Below are 20,717 nucleotides of genomic sequence, written 5' to 3' on the forward strand. Positions count from 1 at the left end.
CCATATGTGTTGTATTACTATCAATCCATCCCGATGAATTAAATACTAGATGGTCGGACGGGCGACTATGCGTCGCCGCAAGTTACTCACCACGAGCGGGTTCGCTCTCGGAATGGCGCTGAAACCGTACGGCCGGGCTTCGGCCGTGACACCGGCTGCGACACCTACCGACCGAAACGATCCGGATCCGATCGAGTTCGAGGGCGAGGGGGTAGCGATAACCGACGAGTTCGAAGTCGAGAGCGGACCGGCGATCGTCGACAGTACGCACGACGGCGATTCGACGTTCGACGTTCAAGCCGTTCCGAGCGAGAACGGACAGGACTATCACCTCGTGACTCAGACCGGGATATTCGACGGAACGACGGGTTCCTTCATCGAAGAGGGGACGTACGTACTCTACGTCGATGCCGACGGAGAGTGGACAGTGACTGTACGGCAACCCCGGGTGTCTGAAACCGAAGCCGATGATCCGCCCGTTTCGATCGACAGCTCCGGATCGGACTGGATCGGCCCGATTCTCTTCGATCGAACGACGCGCCTCGCGGCGAGATATCGCGGCGAGTCGAGTTTCCGCATCGATCTGATTCCGCAAACGGCGGACGACAGCGAGTACCTCTGGGAAGGTAGCGAACTCATTTTCAACGCGATCGGACCGTTCGAAGGAATAACCGGGGTGCACACGGACGGCGTCGGCTATCTCAGCGTAGAGGGTGACGGCGAATGGAGACTCCGGATAGAGTAGGAAGGGGCAGTAGCGCCTCGATTCAGGTAAACGCAGGACCGTTCTCTCCAGTTGGGCTGTCTAACCGATTCGCATAACCGCCGTCAGACGATATCTCGATAGCGAGTAGCTGTTAGAAATATCTATAAACAACCCAGATCCAGTATTATATTATTACTGTTAGCTGTGGAAACCACCGGTGGAAATTGAAGAACGAAATGTCCGGTATGAGTTCTAGAACCAATATCGAATGAGACGGGAAATGTTCTGAAAATATGTTCAGTTGGATTACTTCACCGGCGGAAGAGATGAGATGATTGGTCCACAGCGTATTGTACGATTAGTGGAAATGCAAAAAAATCTTTCCAGATCGCTATACTATCAGAAAAATGTCTAGTTAGAGAAATTATAATTGAATTGGCCGATACGATCATGGATTCAAAAGAGGGCTCGTCTCGACAGGCATCCGTATGGATATCCCCGCTACGACCATCTCAGTCACTGAATCGAGCGTCCGACGATATACTAACGCCGGCCTCGAGGAGGTCGCCACCCTCGTCAGCGATCTGCGCGATCGCGTCCGACTGCTCTCCCAATGGAAATTGCAGTCCTTTTCGCTCACGCCTCTCGATCCGCGTGTTCATGCTCGCCCCCTCCGAAGCGGAGTCGCTATCCCAGAGACGGTCACAGCTCCATCCGAGTCCACCGTTCGCGTCGGTGCACACGCGGGTATCGATTCCGTGGTGCGGACGAAGAACGCAGCGGCGGCGGGGGTGCGTCTGTAATGTGCGGAATAATCGGATACGTCGGTTCACCGACGAGCGATAACACCCTCGAGATCCTCACGGACGGTCTCTCGAGACTCGAGTACCGGGGGTACGACTCGACCGGCGTCGCGATCTCGAACTCGTCGCTCGACGTCTACAAGCGACGGGGCGAACTGACCGAACTCGAGGACGTGCTGCCCGACCAGTCGACCAACGGCTCCGCCGGAATCGGGCACACGCGGTGGAGTACGCACGGGCCGCCGACCGACGAGAACGCTCATCCCCACACCGATTGCAACGAGACGGTCGCCGTCGTCCACAACGGAATCATCGAGAACTACCAGCAACTCCGGGAAACGCTCGAGGCGGACGGACACGAGTTCGACAGCGAAACAGATACCGAAATCATCCCTCATTTGATCGAAGCAGCCCTCGAGCGGGACGGCGACATCGAGCGGGCATTCCGGTATGCGATCACGATGCTGGAGGGAAGTTACGCCGTGGCAGCGGTCTTTTCCGGACGAGACGAGGTGTACGCTGCGCGTAACCAGTCGCCGCTCGTCGTCGGCATCGGCGACGACGGGTATTTCCTGGCGAGCGATATCCCGGCATTTCTCGACTACACTGAAGACGTCGTCTACCTCGAGAACGGCCAGTTCGCGGCCATTCGTTCCGATAGCATTCAGATTTCCGACGAGCGAGGCGCTCCCGTCGAAACACCGGTCGAGACGGTCGACTGGAGTACGGAAGATACGGGAAAAAGCGGACACGAGCGCTACATGCTCAAAGAGATCTATGAACAGCCCCGCGCGTTGCGCAAGTGTCTCCAGGGACGGTTACGGGAGTCGGATGGCTCCGTCTCGATCGAGGCGGTCGAGGACATGGAGAAACCGAAGCAGATCCACGTCGTCGCCTGCGGGACATCGTATCACGCGTCCCTCTACGCGGCTCGGCTATTTCGCGATCGGGGCGTTCCGTCGACCGCGTTCATGGCGAGCGAGTACGACGTCGATACGATCCCGATCGACACGGAGACCCTGGTCGTTGGCGTCACGCAGAGCGGTGAAACGGCCGACACGCTGGAAGCGCTCCGGGAGGCAAATCGCGTCGGTGCGGAGACGCTGTCGGTGACGAACGTCACCGGGAGCTCGGCCTCTCGCGAAACCGATCGCGTGGTGTACATCCGCGCCGGGCCCGAAATCGGCGTCGCCGCGACGAAAACCTTCGCCGCACAGCTGGTGGCACTGGCGATGATTTCAATAACACTCACGAACGACTCCGCTGCGACGTTCGTCGAGGCGCTTCGGACGCTGCCAGAGCTGGTACAGTCCGTCCTGGACCGCTCTCGAGCGAAGGAAATCGCAACGGAGTACGCGGATTCGGACGCGTACTTCTTCATCGGCCGCGGATACAACGCGCCGGCGGCCCTCGAGGGGGCGTTGAAGACGAAGGAGATAACGTACAAACACGCGGAGGGGTTCTCGGCCGGCGAACTGAAGCACGGGCCCCTGGCGCTGGTGACGGACAAGACGCCGGTCTTTGCAGTGATTCCCAGAGACGGGAACTTCGAGAAAATGGTTGGAAACGTCAAAGAAGTCGAGGCTCGCGAGGCACCGGTGATTGCTGTCACCGACGCGGCGGAGGCGGTCGAACCCCTCGCAGACCACGTGTTACGCATTCCCCAGACCGACCGGCGATTGGCGCCGATTTTGGCGAACGTACAGCTGCAACTCGTCTCCTACTGGATCGCAAACGAGTTGGGCCGATCGATCGATAAACCCCGGAACCTCGCGAAGAGCGTCACGGTGAAGTAGCGCCTCCGATACCGTCTCACGTCGAACCCGCATCGTTGCGGTCCGCTCGGTGCTCGTCGAGCGCTTCGTCGATAGTCAACTCGCCCGCAGCGACCCGGCGTGCGAGCACCTCGTCGATCGCCCGATTGTGTTCACTCTGCTCTCTCGATCGGTCTTTGATGACCTGAATCTCCCCCTCGGTCGGATCGATCTCCCGCGAGTCGACGACCTCTCCCTCGAGCCGAGCGATGTTCACCGCGGCCAGCACGTCACCCATCCCTCGCGTCCCGGTGCCGAGATAGGGGGTCGTCCCCGTCTCGTCGACGAGTTCGACGCGGACGTCGTCGAGATCCGTGACCAGTTTCGCGCTCTCGAGTCGGGAGCCGTCGCCGATGCGGACGACCGGGGAGGGTGCCTCGGCGGCCTCGCGTTGAATCAGATCGACGGCGTCGCCCAGCGGCACCTGGAAGGCGGCGACGACCGTCTCACCGGCGAGGACGGCGATACCGGGCTTGCGGCCCGGATCGACGCCGATGATCGTCCGGCCGCCGCCGCCGCGAACCGCGGCCAGCGCCTGGTCGACCGCCCGTCTCGAATCGTCGGAATCGGCGACGATCGTCGTCACGTCGGCGAAGTCGTCGGCGTGATCGGCCCCGGTAACGACCACGTCGGCGTGGTCCGGCAGCTCGGCGTCGGGTTCGACGGTGGTAAACGTCGTCCCGCGCTCGCGGAGCTCGTTGACGACGCCGTGGTACACCTCGAAGTCCGTCGTGGCGACGACGATCACGACTCGGCCTTCGGCCCCGTGACGAATAAACGTACGCGAACGACCCGTCCCGACCGTGGCGTCGACGAGCGTACCGACCGTGGCATCAACGAGAGGTGGAAAGCGACGAGGGGAACGCCGACGGGATCCGACGAACGTCCGGGGCAACGAGACGATCGGGACCTTCCTAACCCTCTCACGAGCCGAACGCTGAACACCGCAACGCTATTCGGCGGCGCCGTGATTCCGGTCGCGGTTCGACGGGTGATTCACCGACGAGGGTTCCGATTGCGCCTCGGTCGGAATCGTGAAATAAAACGTCGCCCCATCGCCGGGGACGGACTCGACCCAGATCTCGCCGCAGTGGCGTTCGACGATCCGTTCGCAAAGCGCGAGCCCGATTCCCGTTCCCTCGTGTTCGTCGGGCGGGTGAAGGCGTTCGAACACCTCGAAGATGCGGTCGAGTTCGTCCGCGTCGATACCGATCCCGTCGTCGCGGACGGCGATCCGCCACTCGTCTCCGTCTCGCTCGGCCGAGACGTCCACTCGAGGCGCCCCCTCACCGCTGTATTCGATCGCGTTGTCCAGCAAGTTCTGGAACACGTGACGAAGTTGCTCCTCGTCACCGATGACTCGTGGGAGTGAATCGGCCGTGATCTCCGCACCGCTCTCTTCGATTCGAAACGCGAGATCCGCGCGGACGTCGGCGAGAACGGAGTCCAGATCGACGGGTTCGAAGGAGCCCTCGTCCTTGTCGACCCGCGAGTACTCGAGGAGGGCCTGGATCATCTGGCGCATCCGGTCAGCGCCGTCCACCGCGAACTCGACGAATTCGCGGCCCTCCGCGTCGAGGTCGTCGGCGTACCGGCTCTCCAGCAACTGGAGGTAACTCGAGATCATCCGCAGGGGCTCCTGGAGGTCGTGCGAGGCGGCGTAGGCGAACTGCTCGAGGCGGTCGTTCGATCGTCGAAGGTCCCGTTCGGACTCGATCTGTTCGGTAATGTCCGTGTAGGTGAGCACGGCGTTTCGCCGCTCGTCGCCTCGTAACGGGTTCCCGCTGATCAGGAGCCAGACGCGCTGACCGTCGGCGTTTTTGAGGCCGATCGGACCATCGTGAACCGTCTCCTCCCGTTCCATGATTCGATACGCCGGGGTCTCCTCCGGGGCGAGCGGTGTCCCGTCCAACCTGATCAGGTCGAACTCGTCGATGCGGTTCTCGTAGTCACCGACGGCCTCCGGTGCGTCCCCGAATATCTCTTCGACCTGCTCGTTGTGGTAGTCGAACGTCCCGTCGTGGTCGAGCGTCGCGATTCCGATCGGAGCCGTCCGGACGAGTTGCTCGACGAAGTTCCGTTCCTTCCGCAGCGCGCGTTCGCTCCGTTCGGCTTCGGCCGCTCGAGTGAGCGCTCGCGCCTCCATCACACCGACCCCCAGACCGCCGATAGTACCGACTGCGGTCAGGATACCGATCTCCCGCACCGGGTTCCTGAGGATCACGTCGGGATTGAGAACGAGGAGGGTGGTGACGCCGAGCATCACCGCCAGACCGCCGAGACACCAGCCTGCAACGCGCGGAGCCCGAGCGGCCGGAAGATCGCTCTTACCGAGCCAGTACCCCCCGTAGAGTAGCGTGACGGCCGGCCAGGCGAACAGAAGGAAATCGACCGAAATCTCCCCGGTGGGACCGTCCGTCACTAGATTTCGGTGTATCTGGACTGCCCCGAGCACGACGAACAGCCCGCCGAGCGCCGAGATAAAGCGCGGCCCACCGACTGTCGAGATGGATCGACTCCACGGAGGCATTATCTCACGTAACTCGTCCATCGAGTTGTGAAAGTTTGGATGAATTCACCGCTATTTCGCACCTAGTACTTCTCCGATTCCGATCACCGGCCCGTTCCGGGGCCTTTTTGCGCATCCCCTGTCAACTGAAACCGTGACCGACGAGGCGATTTCAACCGGCTGTGGCCCGGTCGACGAGTTGCTCGGTGAGGGGTTCGAACGCGGAGCCGTCACGCAGTTGTACGGCCCGCCGGCCGCCGGGAAGACGAATCTCGCGCTGTCGGCGGCCGTCGAAACGGCGGTCGACGGCGGCACCGTCGTCTACATCGACACCGAAGGCGTCTCCGTCGACCGCTTTCAGCAACTGCTCGAGGCCACCGTCGACACCGAGCCGCCTCGAGACGGGGACGAGGGCGACGCGGACGACGTCGAGGCCGTCGCCTCGCGGATCGTCATCGAGGACGCGCTGGACTTCGAGGAACAGGCCGAGGCCGTCCGCGACGCCGAGGAGTTCGCCGAGCGCGCGGACCTGATCGTCCTCGACAGCGCGACCGGCTTCTACCGCCTCGAGCGCACCGCCGACGGCGACGAGGGCGAGGCGTTACGCAGCGTCACCCGACAGGTGACTCATCTGCTCTCGCTGGCCCGGAAACACGATCTCGCCGTCGTCCTGACGAATCAGGTCTTCGCGGACCCCGACTCGGATCGTACCCGGGGGCTCGGCGGGAACACCCTCGAGCACTGGACCGGAACGGTCGTCCGCCTCGAGCGCTTCCGCGGCGGAAAGCGGCGCGCGACCCTCGAAAAACACCGCTCGAAACCCGTCGGGGACTCGGTTCAGTTCCGGATCACTGACACCGGACTCGAGGGCGGCGACGACGCCGCCTGGTCCTGATCGCACCGCGTCCGGGTCCCGGAGACGCGGCCGTCACTCGTTCTGCAATCTCTCGCTCTCGACGGACACTCCCGTCGATTCGCTACGGTCCGGACGACGGGTCGTCGACGGTGGGGCGTCACGGCCGGGCTATCCACGAACCTACTGAAAGGACCATCGACGAAACAACCGAAAAGGCCATCGACGAGACGGCCTACAGAAAAAACGAGCGCGGAGACACCGAACTCGGACACCCCCGGCTACAGTTGATTGAGCTTTCGCAGCAACTGGCCGCGGTACTCCTCGTCGCTGGTGACGCCCTTGAGTTCCAGGACGTTGCGCTCGAGTTTGTCCTCCGCGACGCGGAAGGCGTTCTCCGAGCCGTAGCCTTCGCCGGTGCCGGCGACCTGTCCCTTGTTGGTTCGCAGGCGGATCTGACACTGCACGAGCGGGGTGCCCCGGAGCTTCTCGTTGTGCTCGTGGAAGCGGACGTGGGCGTGCATCACCTGCATGTCGGCGTACTTGTCCGCGACGGACTCGATGCTCTCGACGATCGACTCCCGGGTGATGGTGTCGAGCATCGAAATGTTGGTGATCTGAACGTCCATATGCTCCTCCTCGGTGAACGTCAGCGCGCGCAGGACGTCCGTCTTGGTGATGACGCCGATGACGACCCGGTCGTCGTCGGCCGGCGTGACCATCAGCCCCGCGTAGTCGTCCTCGAGCATCGCTTCGACGGCCTCCTTGGCCGTCGCGTCCAGCGTCGTCGTCTCCACGGGACTGTTCATGATGTCGTAGACGGGCACGTCGAGCAGGCGATCGCTGTCGCCGACCCGGTCGCCGGTCGTCGTCGTGTGATTCTCTCGAATGACGAAGTCGGCGATGTCGTGGGTGGTCACGACGCCGGAGAGGTAGCCGTTCTCGTTCATCACCGGCAGCCGCGAGATCCCGTTTTCGCGCAGGAGGTTGATCGCTTTACCGACCCCGTCGTCCTCGGTGAGTGTGATCGGCTCGTCAGTGTAGATGTCCTCGACGGTGAGCGCGTCGAGGTTCTCCAGTACCGCCTCGAGGATCGCGTCGTCGGTGATGACGCCCCAGAGGTCGCCGTTTTCGAAGACCGGCGCGACCGTGGCGTTGCTCTCGACGAGGACGCGTGCGGTCTCTCGAATATCCTCCTGACGGTCGACCTTGGGAGACGGCGTGTTCCGGCTCGGTTTCGTCAGCGCCGCAACCTTGGCGTCGTCCTCGACGTGCGACTGGAGGATCTCCCGCTCGCTGATGACGCCCTCGTATTCGCCATCGTTCATCACGATAATTCCCTTGGGGTTTCCGTTCTCGAACATCGAACGGACTTTCCCCATTCGCGTCCCGACATCGACTTCGATAAACTCCGTAGTGGCGATATCAGCGATATTCATCTGTCCGTATGAACGTAATGCCGCAGGGGTATTTAAGGTACTGCCCGTTTTGGCCGGGTGGCCCTGGGCACCGGGATTTTTGTCCGGGCCGTTGAAGCGGCTCACGATGCGTGACATCACCGTCTTCGGCCGGTACACCTACCTCGTCACCGAAATCGTCTGGGGACTCGTCGCCGCACTCCTCTTGCACCGGGCGAACGCGCTCCGGAAGGCGGCGGTTACCATCGTTGCACTGTATCCGATCGCCTACGTCTGGGACCGCTACACCCTCGCCGTCGGCGTCTTCGACATCAAACTGCGGACCGGCGTCGATGTCGCCGGCATCCCGCTCGAGGAACACCTGTTCATGGCGGTGGTTCCCGGACTCGTCATCGGGATCCACGAGACGATTTTCGGCGACGAATCCGACGAGGCGACGGCACCCTCGAAGCAGTCGGCAAACCGATAGCTCCCTTTCACTGACTGTAAGCAACCGCGACTATCTTGTACGCACGGACCGTCAGTCGACTCGATGGATAGCCGTCGGTTCGCGACGACCGAGACGGACGAAACGGACGCGGACGAGAGCGACGACCGCGCGCTGATGCGGGGACTGGTAAACTTCCTCGTCGCCGTCGCACTCGTCTGTTCGCTCGCGCTCGGAACAGCCCTTTTCGCACCTCAACTCATCGACGGGCTCGGCCTGGATGAACGACCGCGACCCAGTTCCGACGTGAACCCGGCCGGCGAACGCAACCCCGACGTGACCGATCCCGACGATCCGGGGAACTCGAGCTACGAAACCGACGTCGAAGTGGTTCGCTCCGCGACCGTCGAGGACTTCGTCCACGCGGAGGTCAACGAGCGTCGGGCCGAGCACGGTCTCGAGCCACTCGTTTGGGATGGAACGATCGCGTCCGTCTCTCGCGCCCACAGCGAAGACATGGCCGATCGCGACTACTTTCGCCACAGGAACCCCGACGGAGAGGGACCGTACGACCGGTTTCAGGACGTCGGCAACTACTGTCCGGGATACGGCGAGAACATCGCCAAGACGTGGCTCGATCGACGCGTCGGACAACCCGGCGGCGACGGAACCGTTCGCCATCGGACCGCCGAGGGACTCGCAACCGGGCTGGTCAACCAGTGGATGAACTCCACGTCCCATCGGCAGGCCATCCTCGAGGAAGGCGACACGCCCAGCTGGGATCGAGCCGGTGTCGGCGTCTACATCGCCGACGACGGCGAGGTCTACGCGGGGCAGAACTTCTGTCGCGAGTGGTGAGGGCAAGAACACACCCTCTCGCGTAGTGACCGGATCACCGACGGTTCCGTACGAAGCGGTGACTGATCCACGAGCGGATCCGTCTCGAACGAGAACTGGCCCACCAGAAAACCATCATAACTATGAAATTAATCACGAAAACCGCGATACTGGTTGGGGCACAGGAATTGCGAACGATTTACAGGTCCATAGACTGCAATAATTGACGTTCCATATGAAGGTTCCAGAGACGTTCACCAGTATCTACCGGACGGCGAGCGACCGCGATCTGACCTTTCTCGCGGCCGGGTTCGCCTACTACGCGTTCGTCTCGCTGATCCCGCTGATCCTGCTCGCGCTCGTCGTCGGCTCGCTGGTCGGCGGCGAGGAGGCAGCCCAGCGGCTGATCACCGTCGCCGGCGACTTCCTCCCGGCGGCCGGCGAGGAACTGGTCACCGCGGCGCTCACGACGGAATCCGGGCGCGCGGAGGCGACTGTGGTCGCGTTCGTCGTCGCCACGTGGGGTGCACTCAAGGTCTTTCGCGGACTGAGCCTGGCGTTCGACAAGGTCTACGACGAGGTGGCCGAGGACTCGATCGTCGACCAGATCAGGGATGGCCTCACCGTGATCGTCGCCGGCGCGGGTGCGCTTGCGCTCATGATCGGAATCGGCGCGATGCTCCGGATCGTCGCCGACTCTGTTCCCTTCGCCGGCCTGCTCGGCTGGATCGTCCTGCTCGGTGGGCTCGTCCTCGTCTTCCTGCCGATCTACTACGTGCTGCCGCCGATACCCGTCGAACTGAGTGAGATCGTCCCCGGCGCGGTCTTCGCCGCCGTCGGCTGGACGGTCCTCCAGATCGGGTTTCAGCTCTACGCGTCGAACGCCGGCCAGTACGAGGCGTACGGCGCCGTCGGTGCGGTCCTCCTGTTCGTCACCTGGCTCTACTTCGCCGGCATCATCATCCTCGTCGGTGCCGTTCTCAACATCGTCCGATCGCGCCCCGCGGTCGCGGAATAGCGGCCGGAAATAGCGTCACCGAGCCCGTTTTCTGTATCGCCCGCACAGGGGAAAGATTATGTCCCCGGCAGCGACAGACCACGACCATGAGCGACGAGCGATCACCCTCCACCGCCGCGACCGACGACCCCGGCGCGGCCGACGACGTCGAGGCCGATGATGGCTCGAGCGAGGCCCTCGAGCCGAGCGGCGGCCCCCGGCGCGTCGTCTCCGAGCAAAGCGTCGATGACATCCTCGACTCGCTCGACGCGACGACGGCCGAGTCGACGGACTCGAGCGACGAGCCGACCACGACGAACGAACCGAGTGACACCGTCACGACCCCGGTCGACGAGGCCGACGGAACGACGGCCGATCAACCGACGACCGACGACACTGCATCCCGATCCGGTGAAGGGGCGAACGCGAGCGACACGGCATCGGTCGATGCGGCAGCCTCGTCGCTTCCCGACGACGCGTCGCTCGAGGACCTCGCGACCCGCGTCGACGACGGCACCGTCACCGGCGCGGACGTCCGGGCAGCCGAGGCCGGCGACGGCCGCGGGTCGACCCCGGAGATCGACGATATCGACCTCTCGATGGACGACCTCGAGACGGCACAGTCGGGTGCCAGCGGCTCCGGCGTCGATACCGACGTGCCCGCCGACGCCGGACCCCTCGCCGGGTCGGTCGACCCCGACGCGGCTGCCGAAACGAGCGACGACTCCGCCGATTCCGACGACGGAGCCGGCTTGCTCGGCCGACTCAAGCAATTCTTTTCGCGGTAGTGGACGGCTTCATCGGTCCGGATCGGTCTCATCGCCACTCGAGAGTCGATGAGTGAATTCGAAACCGACCCCAGCCCGTTAGCTGACCAGTGTGATCAGCACGAACAGCGTCGCGACGGAGGCCAGCGTCGTGACGAAGACGTTCAGCGACGCGAACTCCCGGTCGCCGCCGAGTTCGCTCGCAAAGACGAACGTCGAGACGGCGGTCGGCGTGCCGAGCATCACGACGCTGGCGGTAAACGTCGCGGGATCGACGGCGAGCGCGGAGAAGACGGCCCACGCGAGGGCGGGCATCAGGCAGATCTTGAGCGCGACGACGGCGGCGGTCGCCCCGACGTCGATCGAGGGCACGTCGACCTGCAGGGACGCTCCGACGCAGAGCAACGCGACGGGCAGGGCGAGCGAGCCGACCGCATCGAGACCGGTCGCGGCGGACGACGGGATCGAGATCTCGAGAGAGCCGACCGCGAGGCCGGCGATCAGCGTCGCCAGGATGGGGTTCGTCGCGAGTCCGCGGAGTTCGCGCGCGATCGAGGCGTCGGCTCCGTTGAGCGTCGAGAGGACGAGAATCGTCAGCGGCAACTGCGCCAGCGTCACGACGCCCAGCACGACGCTCGCGATCGCCGTCACCGACGCGTCGAACGTCGCGGCGACCAGCGGCAGTCCGAGATAGCCCAGATTCGAGTGGTAGGACTGGACGATCGCAACGCTCCGCCGGGCGCTCGAGTCGCGATTTCGGTGGACGAGCGCGGCGAGTCCAGCGGTCGCGAACAGCACGAAGAGCAGTCCCCCGAGCAGCGCCGGCGAAAGGAGCTCCCCGATCGACCGGTTGTAGGTGGAGACGAAGATGAGCGCCGGCAGCGCGACGTAGTAGGCCAAGGCGTTCAGCAGTTCAGTCCGCCGCCGGTCGAGGATCCTGGTCGTCCGCAGTCCAGCCCCGATCAGCAACACGACGAGCAACGCCAGCAGCCGACCGACGACTTCCATATCCCGCTCGAGCCGACTCGCGGGTTTGTACCGTTCGATTTCGAGCGACGGGATGATGGGGAGTCCGCTGGCCCAACTGACTCGAGACCGAAAGCGATGACCGCGTCGCGATACGATCAAACGTTCATGGCGCTGGACGATGTCGAACGTCTCGAGGGGATCGAATCACAGTGACCGAGAACACTCTTTCGGACATTCCGACCCGAATCAGAGCGGGGCTCCGAAACCGACTGCAGCGCCTTCGCTGGTGGTTCGCGCTGCGAGTCGGCGGCGCTCCGAACTGTGCGGTTTGCGGCGACGAGGCGGCGTGGATCGCCGAGACGGAGGGCGAACCGCGCTGCTTTCGTCACATTCCGAGCGAGGGCTCGGATGCGATACGAGATGTCGAGCCCGCCGACTGTTTCACCGACTGGGAGGACGACGCGTGAGCTCGAGACTGACAGAGGGAAGTGTCGGCGAGCTCGAATTATGGAGGTCACGAGGCTAAAACCTCGCCCTTCAGGGCGGGGAGGCGGTGATCGTTCAGTACAAGGAGACGATGTAGCACGGCGGGTAGTTCTTTGTCCGTCATCTGGGACCGTTCAGAGGACACGTACTACCGAACAGTCGTTACCGGGATAGGTGACCGTTCGAATACCGTCTTTGCGATGTTTCCTACTAGAAAACTTCGTATGATACCCTCACTGTGCTCTCCATGAGCCCCCATTACAATCGCGTCGTAGTTTTCAGCACGATTTACGATTGCTCGCGTTGGGTGACCTAAACCGATGTCCGTCTCTATCTCAGTGGTATACTCAGCAGCAATATCGCGGGCCCGATCGAAGATCGGTTCGGCCCGTTCCTCAGCGGTTGCTTCGAGGTCCTCTTCTAATGCAAGACCCACTGCGCTGCCCATCATCATCGATGGAGTGCCAACGACATGGTAGACAGTTATCTCCGCGTCTGAATGGACTTCAAGTGCATACCTGAGTGCCTGCCCCGCTATCTCTGAGCCGTCCATCGGAACGAGAACGCGTGAAACCATGACGAACGCTACAACGAAGACCTGAATAAAGCCTTGTAGGGGGAACGACCTGACGAATGGAAAGACACTAGAGCAATCGTGAGTGTGGGAGAGATCAGTAGCTCAATAATCCATAGCTGATAGAATTCAGATCCCGAAGACGGGGACGAACCGGAAGGTCAGGTACGCCCCGAGTGTTGCGATTGCCGGGACGACGTTCTGCATCAGAACGACACGGCCGGTCGTCGCAGGATCGAACAAATCCGACGCAGACGGAACGTCCGCGGGATTTTCTTGGCCGATCGACGGTAATTTCTCGCCCTCCTCGTCGGCGGCCAGTGCCCCGACGGAGAGCTTCGCCGCTTGTTCCCTGCGGACGGATTCGAGGACTGTGACTGGACGGGTTGCCCGTCCCCAGCCGAGGCCGATGATCGACATCGTCGCGATCACGACGAAGCTCGCCGGGATCCCGATCCAGGACAGGAAGGTCACCAGCGTGGCGCTGACGGTCGCGACCACGATAGCCGCCGTCAGCGGGAGTTCGGTGAGGTCGTTACCCATCGTCTCCAGGGTCCGCCGGGCGATAGTGAACGTGCCGATGCCGACGGCTAGACAGCCGATGACGATAGCGGGATTCATTTCGAGTGCACCGCTGCCGACCAGCGGGGCGATCGCGTTCGCGATGTTGGAGGTGCCGGAGCTGAACGCCATCACACAGCCGATCACGATGACGGTAAACACGCCGCTCAACTCGCGCCGGCTCGTGGTTTCGCTCGCGGCGGGAACCGGGACGGCGCGAGAGCGATCGACCGTGAGGAGTGGTCCCTCGCTTCGCTCCATGGCGACCATCCGATTGAGATACGCGTAGAAGTACCGGCCGATGATCAGCGATATCCAGAAGCCGATGAAAGGAGCGACGAGCCACCAGACGGCGATTTCGCCCATCACCGCCCAATTCAGTTCCCCGCCCGCGAGGCCGAGTCCCGCGATCGCCCCGACAGCCGTCATCGAGGTCGAGGCGGGGACACCGAAGAAGTTCCCGATGAACAGCGCCAGTCCAATGAAAAAGAGGACGCCGATACTCGCTTCCAGCGTGAAGACGCCGGGGTCGTGGACCAGTTCAGTCCCGAGCGTGTCGACGACTCGACGGCCGATCGTCCAGGCACCGACGAAGAAGAAAATCGTCATCAGTGCGGCTGCCCACGTCTTCGAGATCGCGTCGGCACCGACCGCCGGGCCGAATGCCGGACCCGTCGTCGCACCGCCGACGTTGTACCCGACGAAAACCGCGACGAAGACGCCGACGAGAACCAATACAGCGACCATGGTATCCTCTCGCTAGGATATTACGGAGATAGACTCATAGTTATTGTGCCGTCTCTTAGCGTCGAAAAACTGTCTGTACCGTGAGATACGGACTGACAACGGATGTCGTTCAGTCGCAACTCGTGATGCGAGCCGGTATCCGGAGAGTGTGATCAGCTATCCGATCGGCCTTGCGCGTCATCCTCGACGGTCTCCTCGATCAACTCCTCAACCTCGTCTTCCCGCGGGAGACGCTCGACGCGTCGCTCGACGGACTCGATCTGTTCCTGGACGATGCCGACCTGCTCCTCGACGCTCTGTCCGACCGCCTCTTCGACCGTCTCCCCCACGGTCTGGTCGACGGCCTCCTCGACGGCCGTGGTCATCCAGTCGGGATCGAAGCGCGCCATCTTCCAGACGACGTGAACCGCGTAGGAAACCAAGACGCCGAACCCGAAGGCGAGACCGATTTCGGATCCTACCGTGACGATCAACAGGATAGAGACAAAGATCAACACCCCGTACAAGAGGTCGATGACAGCGTCGACCTGCCGCGAATTCATGGCTGGAAGATCCCCCCGGAAGCGATTTCTCTGGGCCCAGATTGGGAGACAGGGCCCTGCTCGTGTTTCCCGAACCGATACGGGTGGAACATCATGTCCTTGTCCGTCCTTAGAGGGGCTTGAGGAAATCCTTTGGGTCCCAACGCAATATCCAATTTTGAGTAAAGGAACGGGATTACCAGCTACTATTAAGTTAATTCTCTTCTCTATTGAACTGTCTGTCCTTGTCAAAGGGATAATTTTGGAACTCAGTCTGTTGTGTTGTATTAGTCGTTACACGGTAGGTGACTGAGTACATGAACTCCTCCGATTCAGCCAGTTGAGATGAGTCTGTAACACCGCCTCGACACTCTAACTGGACGTGAAATCCATCCGTACTATCGTTTGAGGTTGAGATAGAGGTACAGTTAGTTATCACTCCTTCATCGTCATAGAGACTGTTATTATTATGCTCAAGTATGTCGTTATAGAAAAGGCGCTCTTCGTAAGTAACAGTATAGTCTACGACATTTGAGGAGTTCAATGGGATTGGTTTCTCGGGACCAACGGGGTAACTATCAAAATCCGAATTACCGCCCGGCGTATCAGGCTGAATCTGGAACACGAGGAATAGACCCGCCCCAACAAGGAGTACACAGGCAAGAAACCCAAGTGGAATGAGCACCCAGTCTGAATCCATTAGTTCGAATTACACTTCTGACCCGAAAAGTGTTACCAACCTTAAGAATCGGTGTATTGAGTGTTATGTTTACCGCCTATACTTATTGCGGGTTTCACGCAACACTCTGAATAAAGAAACCGTGTTCCTTTCTACCGATAACAAACAAATACGCTGCTCGGAAAATCGTCCGCAGGAAGCGTAGTGGGTTGGGGCAGAGTTGAACTGCCGATCTCCTCCATGTCAAGGAGGTGTCATAACCAGACTAGACTACCAACCCGCCTGGTTTCGCGTTCACACAGCCCGACACGCGTCGTCACGCTGTCTGCACTCAATCGTTGCCCGCCACTACAATTGAAGGTTTCGAATCGACCGCCGTACGCGAGTCGCCCCCATGCGCCGGGACGATACGCTTAAGTCTATGTACTCATTTGGTCATTGTAAGACAACTACGTACATTGGTGTTCACTATGCAGGAATACGTCGAACGAGTGACGGACGGGACGGACCTCGCGCAATCGGACGCTCGAGCGGCGTCGACGGCCGTTTTCGAGGGTGCGACGGAAGCACAGATCGGCGCGCTGCTGGCGGCGCTGCGCGCGAAAGGAGAAACGGAGGCCGAAATCGCCGGGTTCGCCGAGGGAATGCGCGACGCGGCCAGAACGATCGATCCCGACCGGGAGCCGCTGGTCGACACCTGCGGAACGGGTGGCGACGACTACGACACGATCAACGTCTCGACGACGAGCGCCATCGTCGCAGCCGGAGCCGGCGTTCCGATCGCCAAGCACGGCAACTACTCGGTTTCGTCGTCATCGGGCAGCGCCGACGTGCTCGAGGAAGTCGGCGTGAACGTCGAGGCCGAACCGCCGGCCGTCGAGGAGGCCATCGAGGACGACGGCATCGGCTTCATGCTCGCGCCGGTGTTCCACCCGGCGATGAAGGCCGTCATCGGGCCGCGCAAGGAGCTCGGGATGCGGACGATCTTCAACGTGCTCGGCCCACTGACGAATCCGGCCGGGGCCGACGCGCAGATCGTCGGCGTCTACGATCCGGAGCTCGTCCCCGTCCTCGCGGACGCGCTGTCCCGAATGGACGTCGACCGTGCGCTGGTCGTCCACGGTGCGGGCACCGACGAAATCGCCATTCACGGCGAGACGCGCGTTGCAGAAGTCGACGGCGATTCCGTCGCGGAGTACACGCTCGAGCCGAGCGACCTCGGACTTGCGACGCACGACATTGACGATATCGCCGGCGGCTCGCCCGAGGAAAACGCAACCGACATGCGCGGGATCGTCGAGGGCGATGTCACGGGTGCGAAGCGGGACGTCATCCTCGCGAACGCCGGCGCGGCGATCTACGTTGCCGGCGAAGCGGACTCGCTCGAGGCGGGTGCCGACGCGGCCCGCGAGGCGATCGACTCCGGCTCCGCGGCGCGGAAACTCGACCGGCTCCGCGGCGCGACGGCGGCGCCGGCAGGGGAGGAGCGATGACCCGCGTCAAGGTCTGCGGGCTGACCACCGAATCCGACCTCGAGGCGGCGGTCGAGGCGGGCGCGGACGCGGTCGGCATCATCTGTGACGTCCCGGTCGACACCCCGCGGGAGGTCTCGATCGAGCGAGCGACGGCGCTTGCGGCGGCGACGCCGCCGTTCGTGACGAGCGTTCTCGTGACGATGCCATCGGGGCCCGAGGAGGCGATCGAACTGGTCGAGACGATCGAACCCGACGCGATTCAGATTCACAGCGACATTCGGGTCGGTGACCTCGCGTACCTGCGCGCGAAACTCGAGGCCGAAATCCTGCTCGCGGTCGACGCCGACGACGCGACGACCGCCGAGACCTACGACGACATCGTCGATGGACTCGTCGTGGACACGGCGGCCGAGGACGGCGGCGGCGGAACCGGTCGAACCCACGACTGGGAGCAGACGCGGCTGGCCGCTGCGGACCTCGAGTCGCCGCTGATCCTCGCGGGCGGACTCACGCCCGAGAACGTCGGCGACGCGGTCCGGACCGTCGACCCGTTCGCCGTCGACGTGGCCAGCGGCGTCGAGGAACGCGGCGGCGTCAAGGACATCGACGCCGTGCGATCGTTCGTCGACCGAGCGAAGAACGCCCGCCGACCGGCACAGCCGTAACTGACTCACATGGACGACTCTACCGCCACCGTATCCGAGCCGACGGTCGACATGGACCGGGAGACGTTCCGCGAGCACGCGGGGTCGAGCGCCGATCGCTCGGATCGACCCACCGTCGTTCGCACCGTCGCCACGCTCGACGTCGAGACGACCCCGCTCGCTGCCTACGCGGCGCTTACCGGCCGAACGGCCGCGAGCGACCGCGAGCGCGCGCCGTACGCCTTCCTGCTCGAGAGCGCCGAGAAGACCGCCTCGAGCGACCCGGATGGAGCCTTCCGACCGAGTGCTGCGGACGCCGAACGCCACGCCCGATACTCCTACGTCGGATACGATCCCGAGGCCGTCGTGACGGTCGACTCCGGCGAGGCGACCGTCGAGGCCCTCTCAGAGGACGCGCCGATCGCGGCGATGCAATCCGAAGCCGACGGAGATACCGTCGACGCGCTTCGAGCCGCGATGCCGGACGTCCGTCTCGCGAACATGCCCGACCACGACCGCCAGCACCTCGAGGGCGGGCTGGTCGGCTTCCTGGCCTACGACGCGGTCTACGACCTCTGGCTCGAGGAGGTCGGCTGCGAGCGGCCCGACTCCCGGTTCCCGGACGCACAGTTCCTCCTGACGACGAAGACGCTGGCGTTCGACGAACGCGACGGCACGCTCTCGCTGGTCTTCACGCCCGTCCTCGAGGCCGACGACGATCCGGACGAGGTATACGACGCGCTCCGGGACGAAGCCGCTACGGTGGCGGCGACGCTGCGCGACGCCGAGCGGCCCGAGACGGGCGGGTTCGTCCGCGAAGACGAGATCGCGGGCTCGAAGGCGAACTACGAGGAGAGCGTCCGTCGAGCCAAAGAGCACGTCCTCGACGGCGACATCTATCAGGGCGTCATCTCCCGGACGCGGGAACTGTACGGAGACGTCGACCCGCTCGGCTTCTACGAGGCCATGCGGGACGTGAACCCGTCGCCGTATATGTACCTGCTCGATCACGATGAGCTCACCGTCGTCGGCGCCAGCCCCGAAACGCTGATCTCCGTCCGCGGGCGCGAGGTCATGTCCAACCCAATCGCCGGCACCTGCGACCGCGGCTCGAGCCCCGTCGAGGACCGCCGGCTCGCGGGCGAGATGCTGGCCGACGGGAAGGAACGAGCCGAGCACACGATGCTGGTCGACCTCGCACGAAACGACGTTCGCCGGGTTTCGGAGCCGGGATCGGTCCGCGTCGACGAGTTCATGAACGTCCTCAAGTACAGCCACGTCCAGCACATCGAGTCGACGGTGACCGGGAAACTGGCTGCTGACTCGGATGCGTTCGACGCGACTCGAGCGTCCTTCCCCGCCGGCACCCTCTCGGGCGCGCCGAAGATCCGAGCGATGGAGATCATCGACGACCTCGAGTCCGACCCCCGCGGCCTCTACGGCGGCGGCGTCGGCTACTACTCGTGGACCGGCGACGCGGACTTCGCGATTGTGATCCGAACGGCGACCGTCGAGGACGAGGGCGACCGCGATCGAATCACGGTCCAGGCCGGCGCGGGGCTGGTCGCCGACAGCGATCCCACCGCCGAGTACGAGGAAACCGAGCAGAAGATGGGCGGCGTTCTCGCGGCGCTCGAGGCGATCGAACTGCCGGCCGGTGACGACGCCCCGAGTTCGGACGACGAACCCGATGCGACGGCAGAGGTGAGTCGATGAGTGCGACCACGACCGACGAGCTGGACGCCGACACGGACGGGGACGGAGATGAAAACGGGAAGAAGGATGCGGATCCGCTGACGGTCCTGTTCGTCGATAACTACGACTCCTTTACGTACAACCTCGTCGAGTACGTCAGCCAACTGCCCGGCACCGAAACCGAGGTCCTGAAGAATACGGCGTCGCTCGAGGCCGTGCGCGCCGTCGATCCCGACGCGATCGTCATCAGTCCGGGCCCGGGCCATCCGAAACACGACCGCGACGTCGGCGTCACGATGGACGTGCTCCGGGAGGTTTCTCCCGACGTGCCGACGCTCGGCGTCTGTCTCGGCCTCGAGGCCGCCGTCTACGAGTACGGCGGGACCATCGGCCGTGCACCCGAACCGATCCACGGGAAGGCCTCAGCGGTCGACCACGACGGCGACGGCGTCTTCGAGGGCTTAGCGCAGGGCTTTCGCGCCGGTCGCTATCACTCACTGATCGCGACCGAGGTCCCCGACTGTTTCGAGGTGTCGGCGACCGCGGAACACGGCGAACGGACGCTCGTGATGGGCGTGCGCCACCGCGAGCATCCCCTCGAGTGCGTCCAGTTCCATCCGGAGAGCGTGCTCACGGCCGTCGGACACGATATCATCGAAAACTTCCTCGAGTCGGTCTGAACGGCGGACCGACCGCGTGGGGCGGCAAGGGTATGCCGAGAGCGGACAGCGCAGTACGCCGGCGGTCTAGAACGGCAGAAACGACAGGTCGGTGAACCCGGCGGCATAGAGCCCGGCGAGGACGACGGCGGCCACGATGCCGATGCGGACGGCCAGTTTGATCGCGATTTTGATTGCGACGACGGCGACGGCGAAGGCAGCCAGTCCGGCCAGTACGAGGAGGATCGTCGGCCCCGATGTCAGTGCTTCGATCATATGCGACCCAGTGTACTGCAGGGACGTAATCTTTCTGGATATCGTGAATGAATTTCGACAGTGACAGACTCGTGCGATGATCGATAATTGCCTCGAGCGGCGCTCAGGGAGAGACGTGAGCGACGGTGTCAACCCGTCCCACGGAAATAGCCGTGAAAGAGAAAATCGCGTGAAGACGACGGATTCTCGTCGCTCACAGTCACTTTCAGTCCGGTCTGAAAATCGTTAAGGCGGTCGGCGACGTAGGACGTAGTGACCACACAGGCGGCCGTCTCGGCGGCCGCGGGAGGAAGAGAAACG

General features: G+C 63.0%; 22 protein-coding genes and 1 tRNA gene. 12 read left to right on the forward strand and 11 right to left on the reverse strand.

Going from position 1 to position 20,717, the window contains the following annotated elements; translation table 11 throughout:
• The first annotated feature begins 67 nt into the window (after window positions 1–67).
• Window positions 68–745 carry a hypothetical protein gene (locus tag LDH74_RS10870; protein ID WP_226038754.1) on the forward strand — a complete coding sequence of 226 codons (678 nt, stop codon included), beginning with the start codon at window positions 68–70 and terminating at the stop codon, window positions 743–745.
• Between the two features lie 473 nt (window positions 746–1,218).
• Here the strand turns inward: LDH74_RS10870 and LDH74_RS10875 are convergent, their stop codons facing one another.
• Window positions 1,219–1,368, reverse strand: a complete 150-nt coding sequence (locus LDH74_RS10875) for a hypothetical protein (protein WP_226038755.1) — start codon at window positions 1,366–1,368, stop codon at window positions 1,219–1,221.
• A 140-nt stretch (window positions 1,369–1,508) separates the two neighbouring features.
• Between LDH74_RS10875 and glmS the strand changes: the two genes are divergently transcribed.
• Window positions 1,509–3,305 carry a glutamine--fructose-6-phosphate transaminase (isomerizing) gene (gene glmS, locus LDH74_RS10880; RefSeq protein ID WP_226038756.1) on the forward strand — a complete coding sequence of 599 codons (1,797 nt, stop codon included), beginning with the start codon at window positions 1,509–1,511 and terminating at the stop codon, window positions 3,303–3,305.
• A 16-nt stretch (window positions 3,306–3,321) separates the two neighbouring features.
• Here the strand turns inward: glmS and LDH74_RS10885 are convergent, their stop codons facing one another.
• Both LDH74_RS10885 and LDH74_RS10890 read right to left on the reverse strand, forming a co-directional pair.
• A complete protein-coding gene (locus LDH74_RS10885; RefSeq protein WP_226038757.1) occupies window positions 3,322–4,071 on the reverse strand; it encodes a hypothetical protein in 750 nt (249 codons plus the stop codon).
• Between the two features lie 204 nt (window positions 4,072–4,275).
• Window positions 4,276–5,853 (reverse strand): ATP-binding protein, encoded by a 1,578-nt coding sequence (locus tag LDH74_RS10890; RefSeq protein ID WP_226038758.1) that lies wholly within the window; start codon window positions 5,851–5,853, stop codon window positions 4,276–4,278.
• Window positions 5,854–5,986: 133 nt separating this feature from the next.
• Here LDH74_RS10890 and radB point away from each other — a divergent pair, with 133 nt between their 5' ends.
• Window positions 5,987–6,727, forward strand: a complete 741-nt coding sequence (radB, locus tag LDH74_RS10895; protein WP_345778522.1) for a DNA repair and recombination protein RadB — start codon at window positions 5,987–5,989, stop codon at window positions 6,725–6,727.
• A gap of 239 nt (window positions 6,728–6,966) precedes the next feature.
• Here the strand turns inward: radB and LDH74_RS10900 are convergent, their stop codons facing one another.
• Window positions 6,967–8,124, reverse strand: a complete 1,158-nt coding sequence (locus tag LDH74_RS10900) for a CBS domain-containing protein (protein WP_226038759.1) — start codon at window positions 8,122–8,124, stop codon at window positions 6,967–6,969.
• Window positions 8,125–8,230: 106 nt separating this feature from the next.
• Here LDH74_RS10900 and LDH74_RS10905 point away from each other — a divergent pair, with 106 nt between their 5' ends.
• The 4 genes from LDH74_RS10905 (at window position 8,231) to LDH74_RS10920 (ending at window position 11,152) form a co-directional block, all read left to right on the forward strand.
• Window positions 8,231–8,572, forward strand: a complete 342-nt coding sequence (locus LDH74_RS10905) for a lycopene cyclase domain-containing protein (RefSeq protein WP_226038760.1) — start codon at window positions 8,231–8,233, stop codon at window positions 8,570–8,572.
• A 63-nt stretch (window positions 8,573–8,635) separates the two neighbouring features.
• On the forward strand, window positions 8,636–9,388 hold the full coding sequence (locus LDH74_RS10910; RefSeq protein ID WP_226038761.1) for a CAP domain-containing protein: 753 nt from the start codon (window positions 8,636–8,638) through the stop codon (window positions 9,386–9,388).
• Between the two features lie 214 nt (window positions 9,389–9,602).
• Window positions 9,603–10,385, forward strand: a complete 783-nt coding sequence (locus tag LDH74_RS10915) for a YihY/virulence factor BrkB family protein (protein WP_226038762.1) — start codon at window positions 9,603–9,605, stop codon at window positions 10,383–10,385.
• 86 nt (window positions 10,386–10,471) lie between these two features.
• Entirely contained in the window at window positions 10,472–11,152 is a 681-nt protein-coding gene (locus LDH74_RS10920) for a hypothetical protein (RefSeq protein WP_226038763.1), read from the forward strand.
• A 78-nt stretch (window positions 11,153–11,230) separates the two neighbouring features.
• Here LDH74_RS10920 and LDH74_RS10925 read toward each other — a convergent pair whose 3' ends face one another.
• The gene (locus LDH74_RS10925) at window positions 11,231–12,139 is read right to left on the reverse strand and encodes an AEC family transporter (protein ID WP_226038764.1); all 909 of its coding nucleotides are present in this window, start codon (window positions 12,137–12,139) and stop codon (window positions 11,231–11,233) included.
• 170 nt (window positions 12,140–12,309) lie between these two features.
• Here LDH74_RS10925 and LDH74_RS10930 point away from each other — a divergent pair, with 170 nt between their 5' ends.
• Window positions 12,310–12,567, forward strand: a complete 258-nt coding sequence (locus LDH74_RS10930; RefSeq protein ID WP_226038765.1) for a hypothetical protein — start codon at window positions 12,310–12,312, stop codon at window positions 12,565–12,567.
• A gap of 167 nt (window positions 12,568–12,734) precedes the next feature.
• On the opposite strand, the gene LDH74_RS10935 is transcribed toward LDH74_RS10930, so the two are convergent.
• The 5 genes from LDH74_RS10935 to LDH74_RS10955 form a co-directional block, all read right to left on the reverse strand.
• The gene (locus tag LDH74_RS10935; protein WP_226038766.1) at window positions 12,735–13,163 is read right to left on the reverse strand and encodes a universal stress protein; all 429 of its coding nucleotides are present in this window, start codon (window positions 13,161–13,163) and stop codon (window positions 12,735–12,737) included.
• A 126-nt stretch (window positions 13,164–13,289) separates the two neighbouring features.
• On the reverse strand, window positions 13,290–14,468 hold the full coding sequence (locus LDH74_RS10940; protein WP_226038767.1) for an inorganic phosphate transporter: 1,179 nt from the start codon (window positions 14,466–14,468) through the stop codon (window positions 13,290–13,292).
• 152 nt (window positions 14,469–14,620) lie between these two features.
• A complete protein-coding gene (locus LDH74_RS10945) occupies window positions 14,621–15,010 on the reverse strand; it encodes a hypothetical protein (RefSeq protein WP_226038768.1) in 390 nt (129 codons plus the stop codon).
• A gap of 193 nt (window positions 15,011–15,203) precedes the next feature.
• Window positions 15,204–15,689 (reverse strand): hypothetical protein, encoded by a 486-nt coding sequence (locus LDH74_RS10950; protein WP_226038769.1) that lies wholly within the window; start codon window positions 15,687–15,689, stop codon window positions 15,204–15,206.
• Window positions 15,690–15,873: 184 nt separating this feature from the next.
• Window positions 15,874–15,948: transfer RNA gene (locus LDH74_RS10955), tRNA-Val, on the reverse strand.
• Window positions 15,949–16,138: 190 nt separating this feature from the next.
• Between LDH74_RS10955 and trpD the strand changes: the two genes are divergently transcribed.
• Genes trpD through trpG form a run of 4 tightly spaced genes read left to right on the forward strand, consistent with a single transcriptional unit; the run spans window position 16,139 to window position 20,162 of the window.
• Window positions 16,139–17,161 (forward strand): anthranilate phosphoribosyltransferase, encoded by a 1,023-nt coding sequence (gene trpD / locus LDH74_RS10960; protein ID WP_226038770.1) that lies wholly within the window; start codon window positions 16,139–16,141, stop codon window positions 17,159–17,161.
• A complete protein-coding gene (locus tag LDH74_RS10965; protein WP_226038771.1) occupies window positions 17,158–17,808 on the forward strand; it encodes a phosphoribosylanthranilate isomerase in 651 nt (216 codons plus the stop codon). The genes trpD and LDH74_RS10965 overlap by 4 nt, the downstream gene beginning before the upstream one ends.
• Window positions 17,809–17,817: 9 nt before the next feature.
• Window positions 17,818–19,503, forward strand: coding sequence for an anthranilate synthase component I (gene trpE / locus LDH74_RS10970; RefSeq protein ID WP_226038772.1), 1,686 nt, complete (start codon window positions 17,818–17,820; stop codon window positions 19,501–19,503).
• Window positions 19,500–20,162 (forward strand): anthranilate synthase component II, encoded by a 663-nt coding sequence (gene trpG / locus LDH74_RS10975; RefSeq protein WP_226038773.1) that lies wholly within the window; start codon window positions 19,500–19,502, stop codon window positions 20,160–20,162. The genes trpE and trpG overlap by 4 nt, the downstream gene beginning before the upstream one ends.
• Window positions 20,163–20,228: 66 nt before the next feature.
• Here trpG and LDH74_RS10980 read toward each other — a convergent pair whose 3' ends face one another.
• Window positions 20,229–20,417, reverse strand: a complete 189-nt coding sequence (locus LDH74_RS10980) for a hypothetical protein (protein ID WP_098726120.1) — start codon at window positions 20,415–20,417, stop codon at window positions 20,229–20,231.
• Between the last annotated feature and the right edge of the window lie 300 nt (window positions 20,418–20,717).

It is taken from the genome of Natrinema sp. DC36 (assembly GCF_020405225.1).
Lineage (GTDB): Archaea > Halobacteriota > Halobacteria > Halobacteriales > Natrialbaceae > Natrinema.

What these genes read in the sequence shown, in the direction of transcription:
- trpG (WP_226038773.1), top strand. Translation starts at nt 19,500, where the DNA reads ATGAGTGCGACCACGACCGACGAGCTGGACGCCGACACGGACGGGGAC.
- LDH74_RS10965 (WP_226038771.1), top strand. Translation starts at nt 17,158, where the DNA reads ATGACCCGCGTCAAGGTCTGCGGGCTGACCACCGAATCCGACCTCGAG.
- LDH74_RS10950 (WP_226038769.1), bottom strand. Translation starts at nt 15,689, where the DNA reads ATGGATTCAGACTGGGTGCTCATTCCACTTGGGTTTCTTGCCTGTGTA.
- LDH74_RS10900 (WP_226038759.1), bottom strand. Translation starts at nt 8,124, where the DNA reads ATGAATATCGCTGATATCGCCACTACGGAGTTTATCGAAGTCGATGTC.
- LDH74_RS10980 (WP_098726120.1), bottom strand. Translation starts at nt 20,417, where the DNA reads ATGATCGAAGCACTGACATCGGGGCCGACGATCCTCCTCGTACTGGCC.
- LDH74_RS10910 (WP_226038761.1), top strand. Translation starts at nt 8,636, where the DNA reads ATGGATAGCCGTCGGTTCGCGACGACCGAGACGGACGAAACGGACGCG.
- LDH74_RS10920 (WP_226038763.1), top strand. Translation starts at nt 10,472, where the DNA reads ATGAGCGACGAGCGATCACCCTCCACCGCCGCGACCGACGACCCCGGC.
- LDH74_RS10870 (WP_226038754.1), top strand. Translation starts at nt 68, where the DNA reads ATGCGTCGCCGCAAGTTACTCACCACGAGCGGGTTCGCTCTCGGAATG.
- LDH74_RS10925 (WP_226038764.1), bottom strand. Translation starts at nt 12,139, where the DNA reads ATGGAAGTCGTCGGTCGGCTGCTGGCGTTGCTCGTCGTGTTGCTGATC.
- trpE (WP_226038772.1), top strand. Translation starts at nt 17,818, where the DNA reads ATGGACGACTCTACCGCCACCGTATCCGAGCCGACGGTCGACATGGAC.
- LDH74_RS10915 (WP_226038762.1), top strand. Translation starts at nt 9,603, where the DNA reads ATGAAGGTTCCAGAGACGTTCACCAGTATCTACCGGACGGCGAGCGAC.
- LDH74_RS10890 (WP_226038758.1), bottom strand. Translation starts at nt 5,853, where the DNA reads ATGCCTCCGTGGAGTCGATCCATCTCGACAGTCGGTGGGCCGCGCTTT.
- LDH74_RS10905 (WP_226038760.1), top strand. Translation starts at nt 8,231, where the DNA reads ATGCGTGACATCACCGTCTTCGGCCGGTACACCTACCTCGTCACCGAA.
- LDH74_RS10945 (WP_226038768.1), bottom strand. Translation starts at nt 15,010, where the DNA reads ATGAATTCGCGGCAGGTCGACGCTGTCATCGACCTCTTGTACGGGGTG.
- trpD (WP_226038770.1), top strand. Translation starts at nt 16,139, where the DNA reads ATGCAGGAATACGTCGAACGAGTGACGGACGGGACGGACCTCGCGCAA.
- LDH74_RS10935 (WP_226038766.1), bottom strand. Translation starts at nt 13,163, where the DNA reads ATGGTTTCACGCGTTCTCGTTCCGATGGACGGCTCAGAGATAGCGGGG.
- LDH74_RS10875 (WP_226038755.1), bottom strand. Translation starts at nt 1,368, where the DNA reads ATGAACACGCGGATCGAGAGGCGTGAGCGAAAAGGACTGCAATTTCCA.
- glmS (WP_226038756.1), top strand. Translation starts at nt 1,509, where the DNA reads ATGTGCGGAATAATCGGATACGTCGGTTCACCGACGAGCGATAACACC.
- LDH74_RS10940 (WP_226038767.1), bottom strand. Translation starts at nt 14,468, where the DNA reads ATGGTCGCTGTATTGGTTCTCGTCGGCGTCTTCGTCGCGGTTTTCGTC.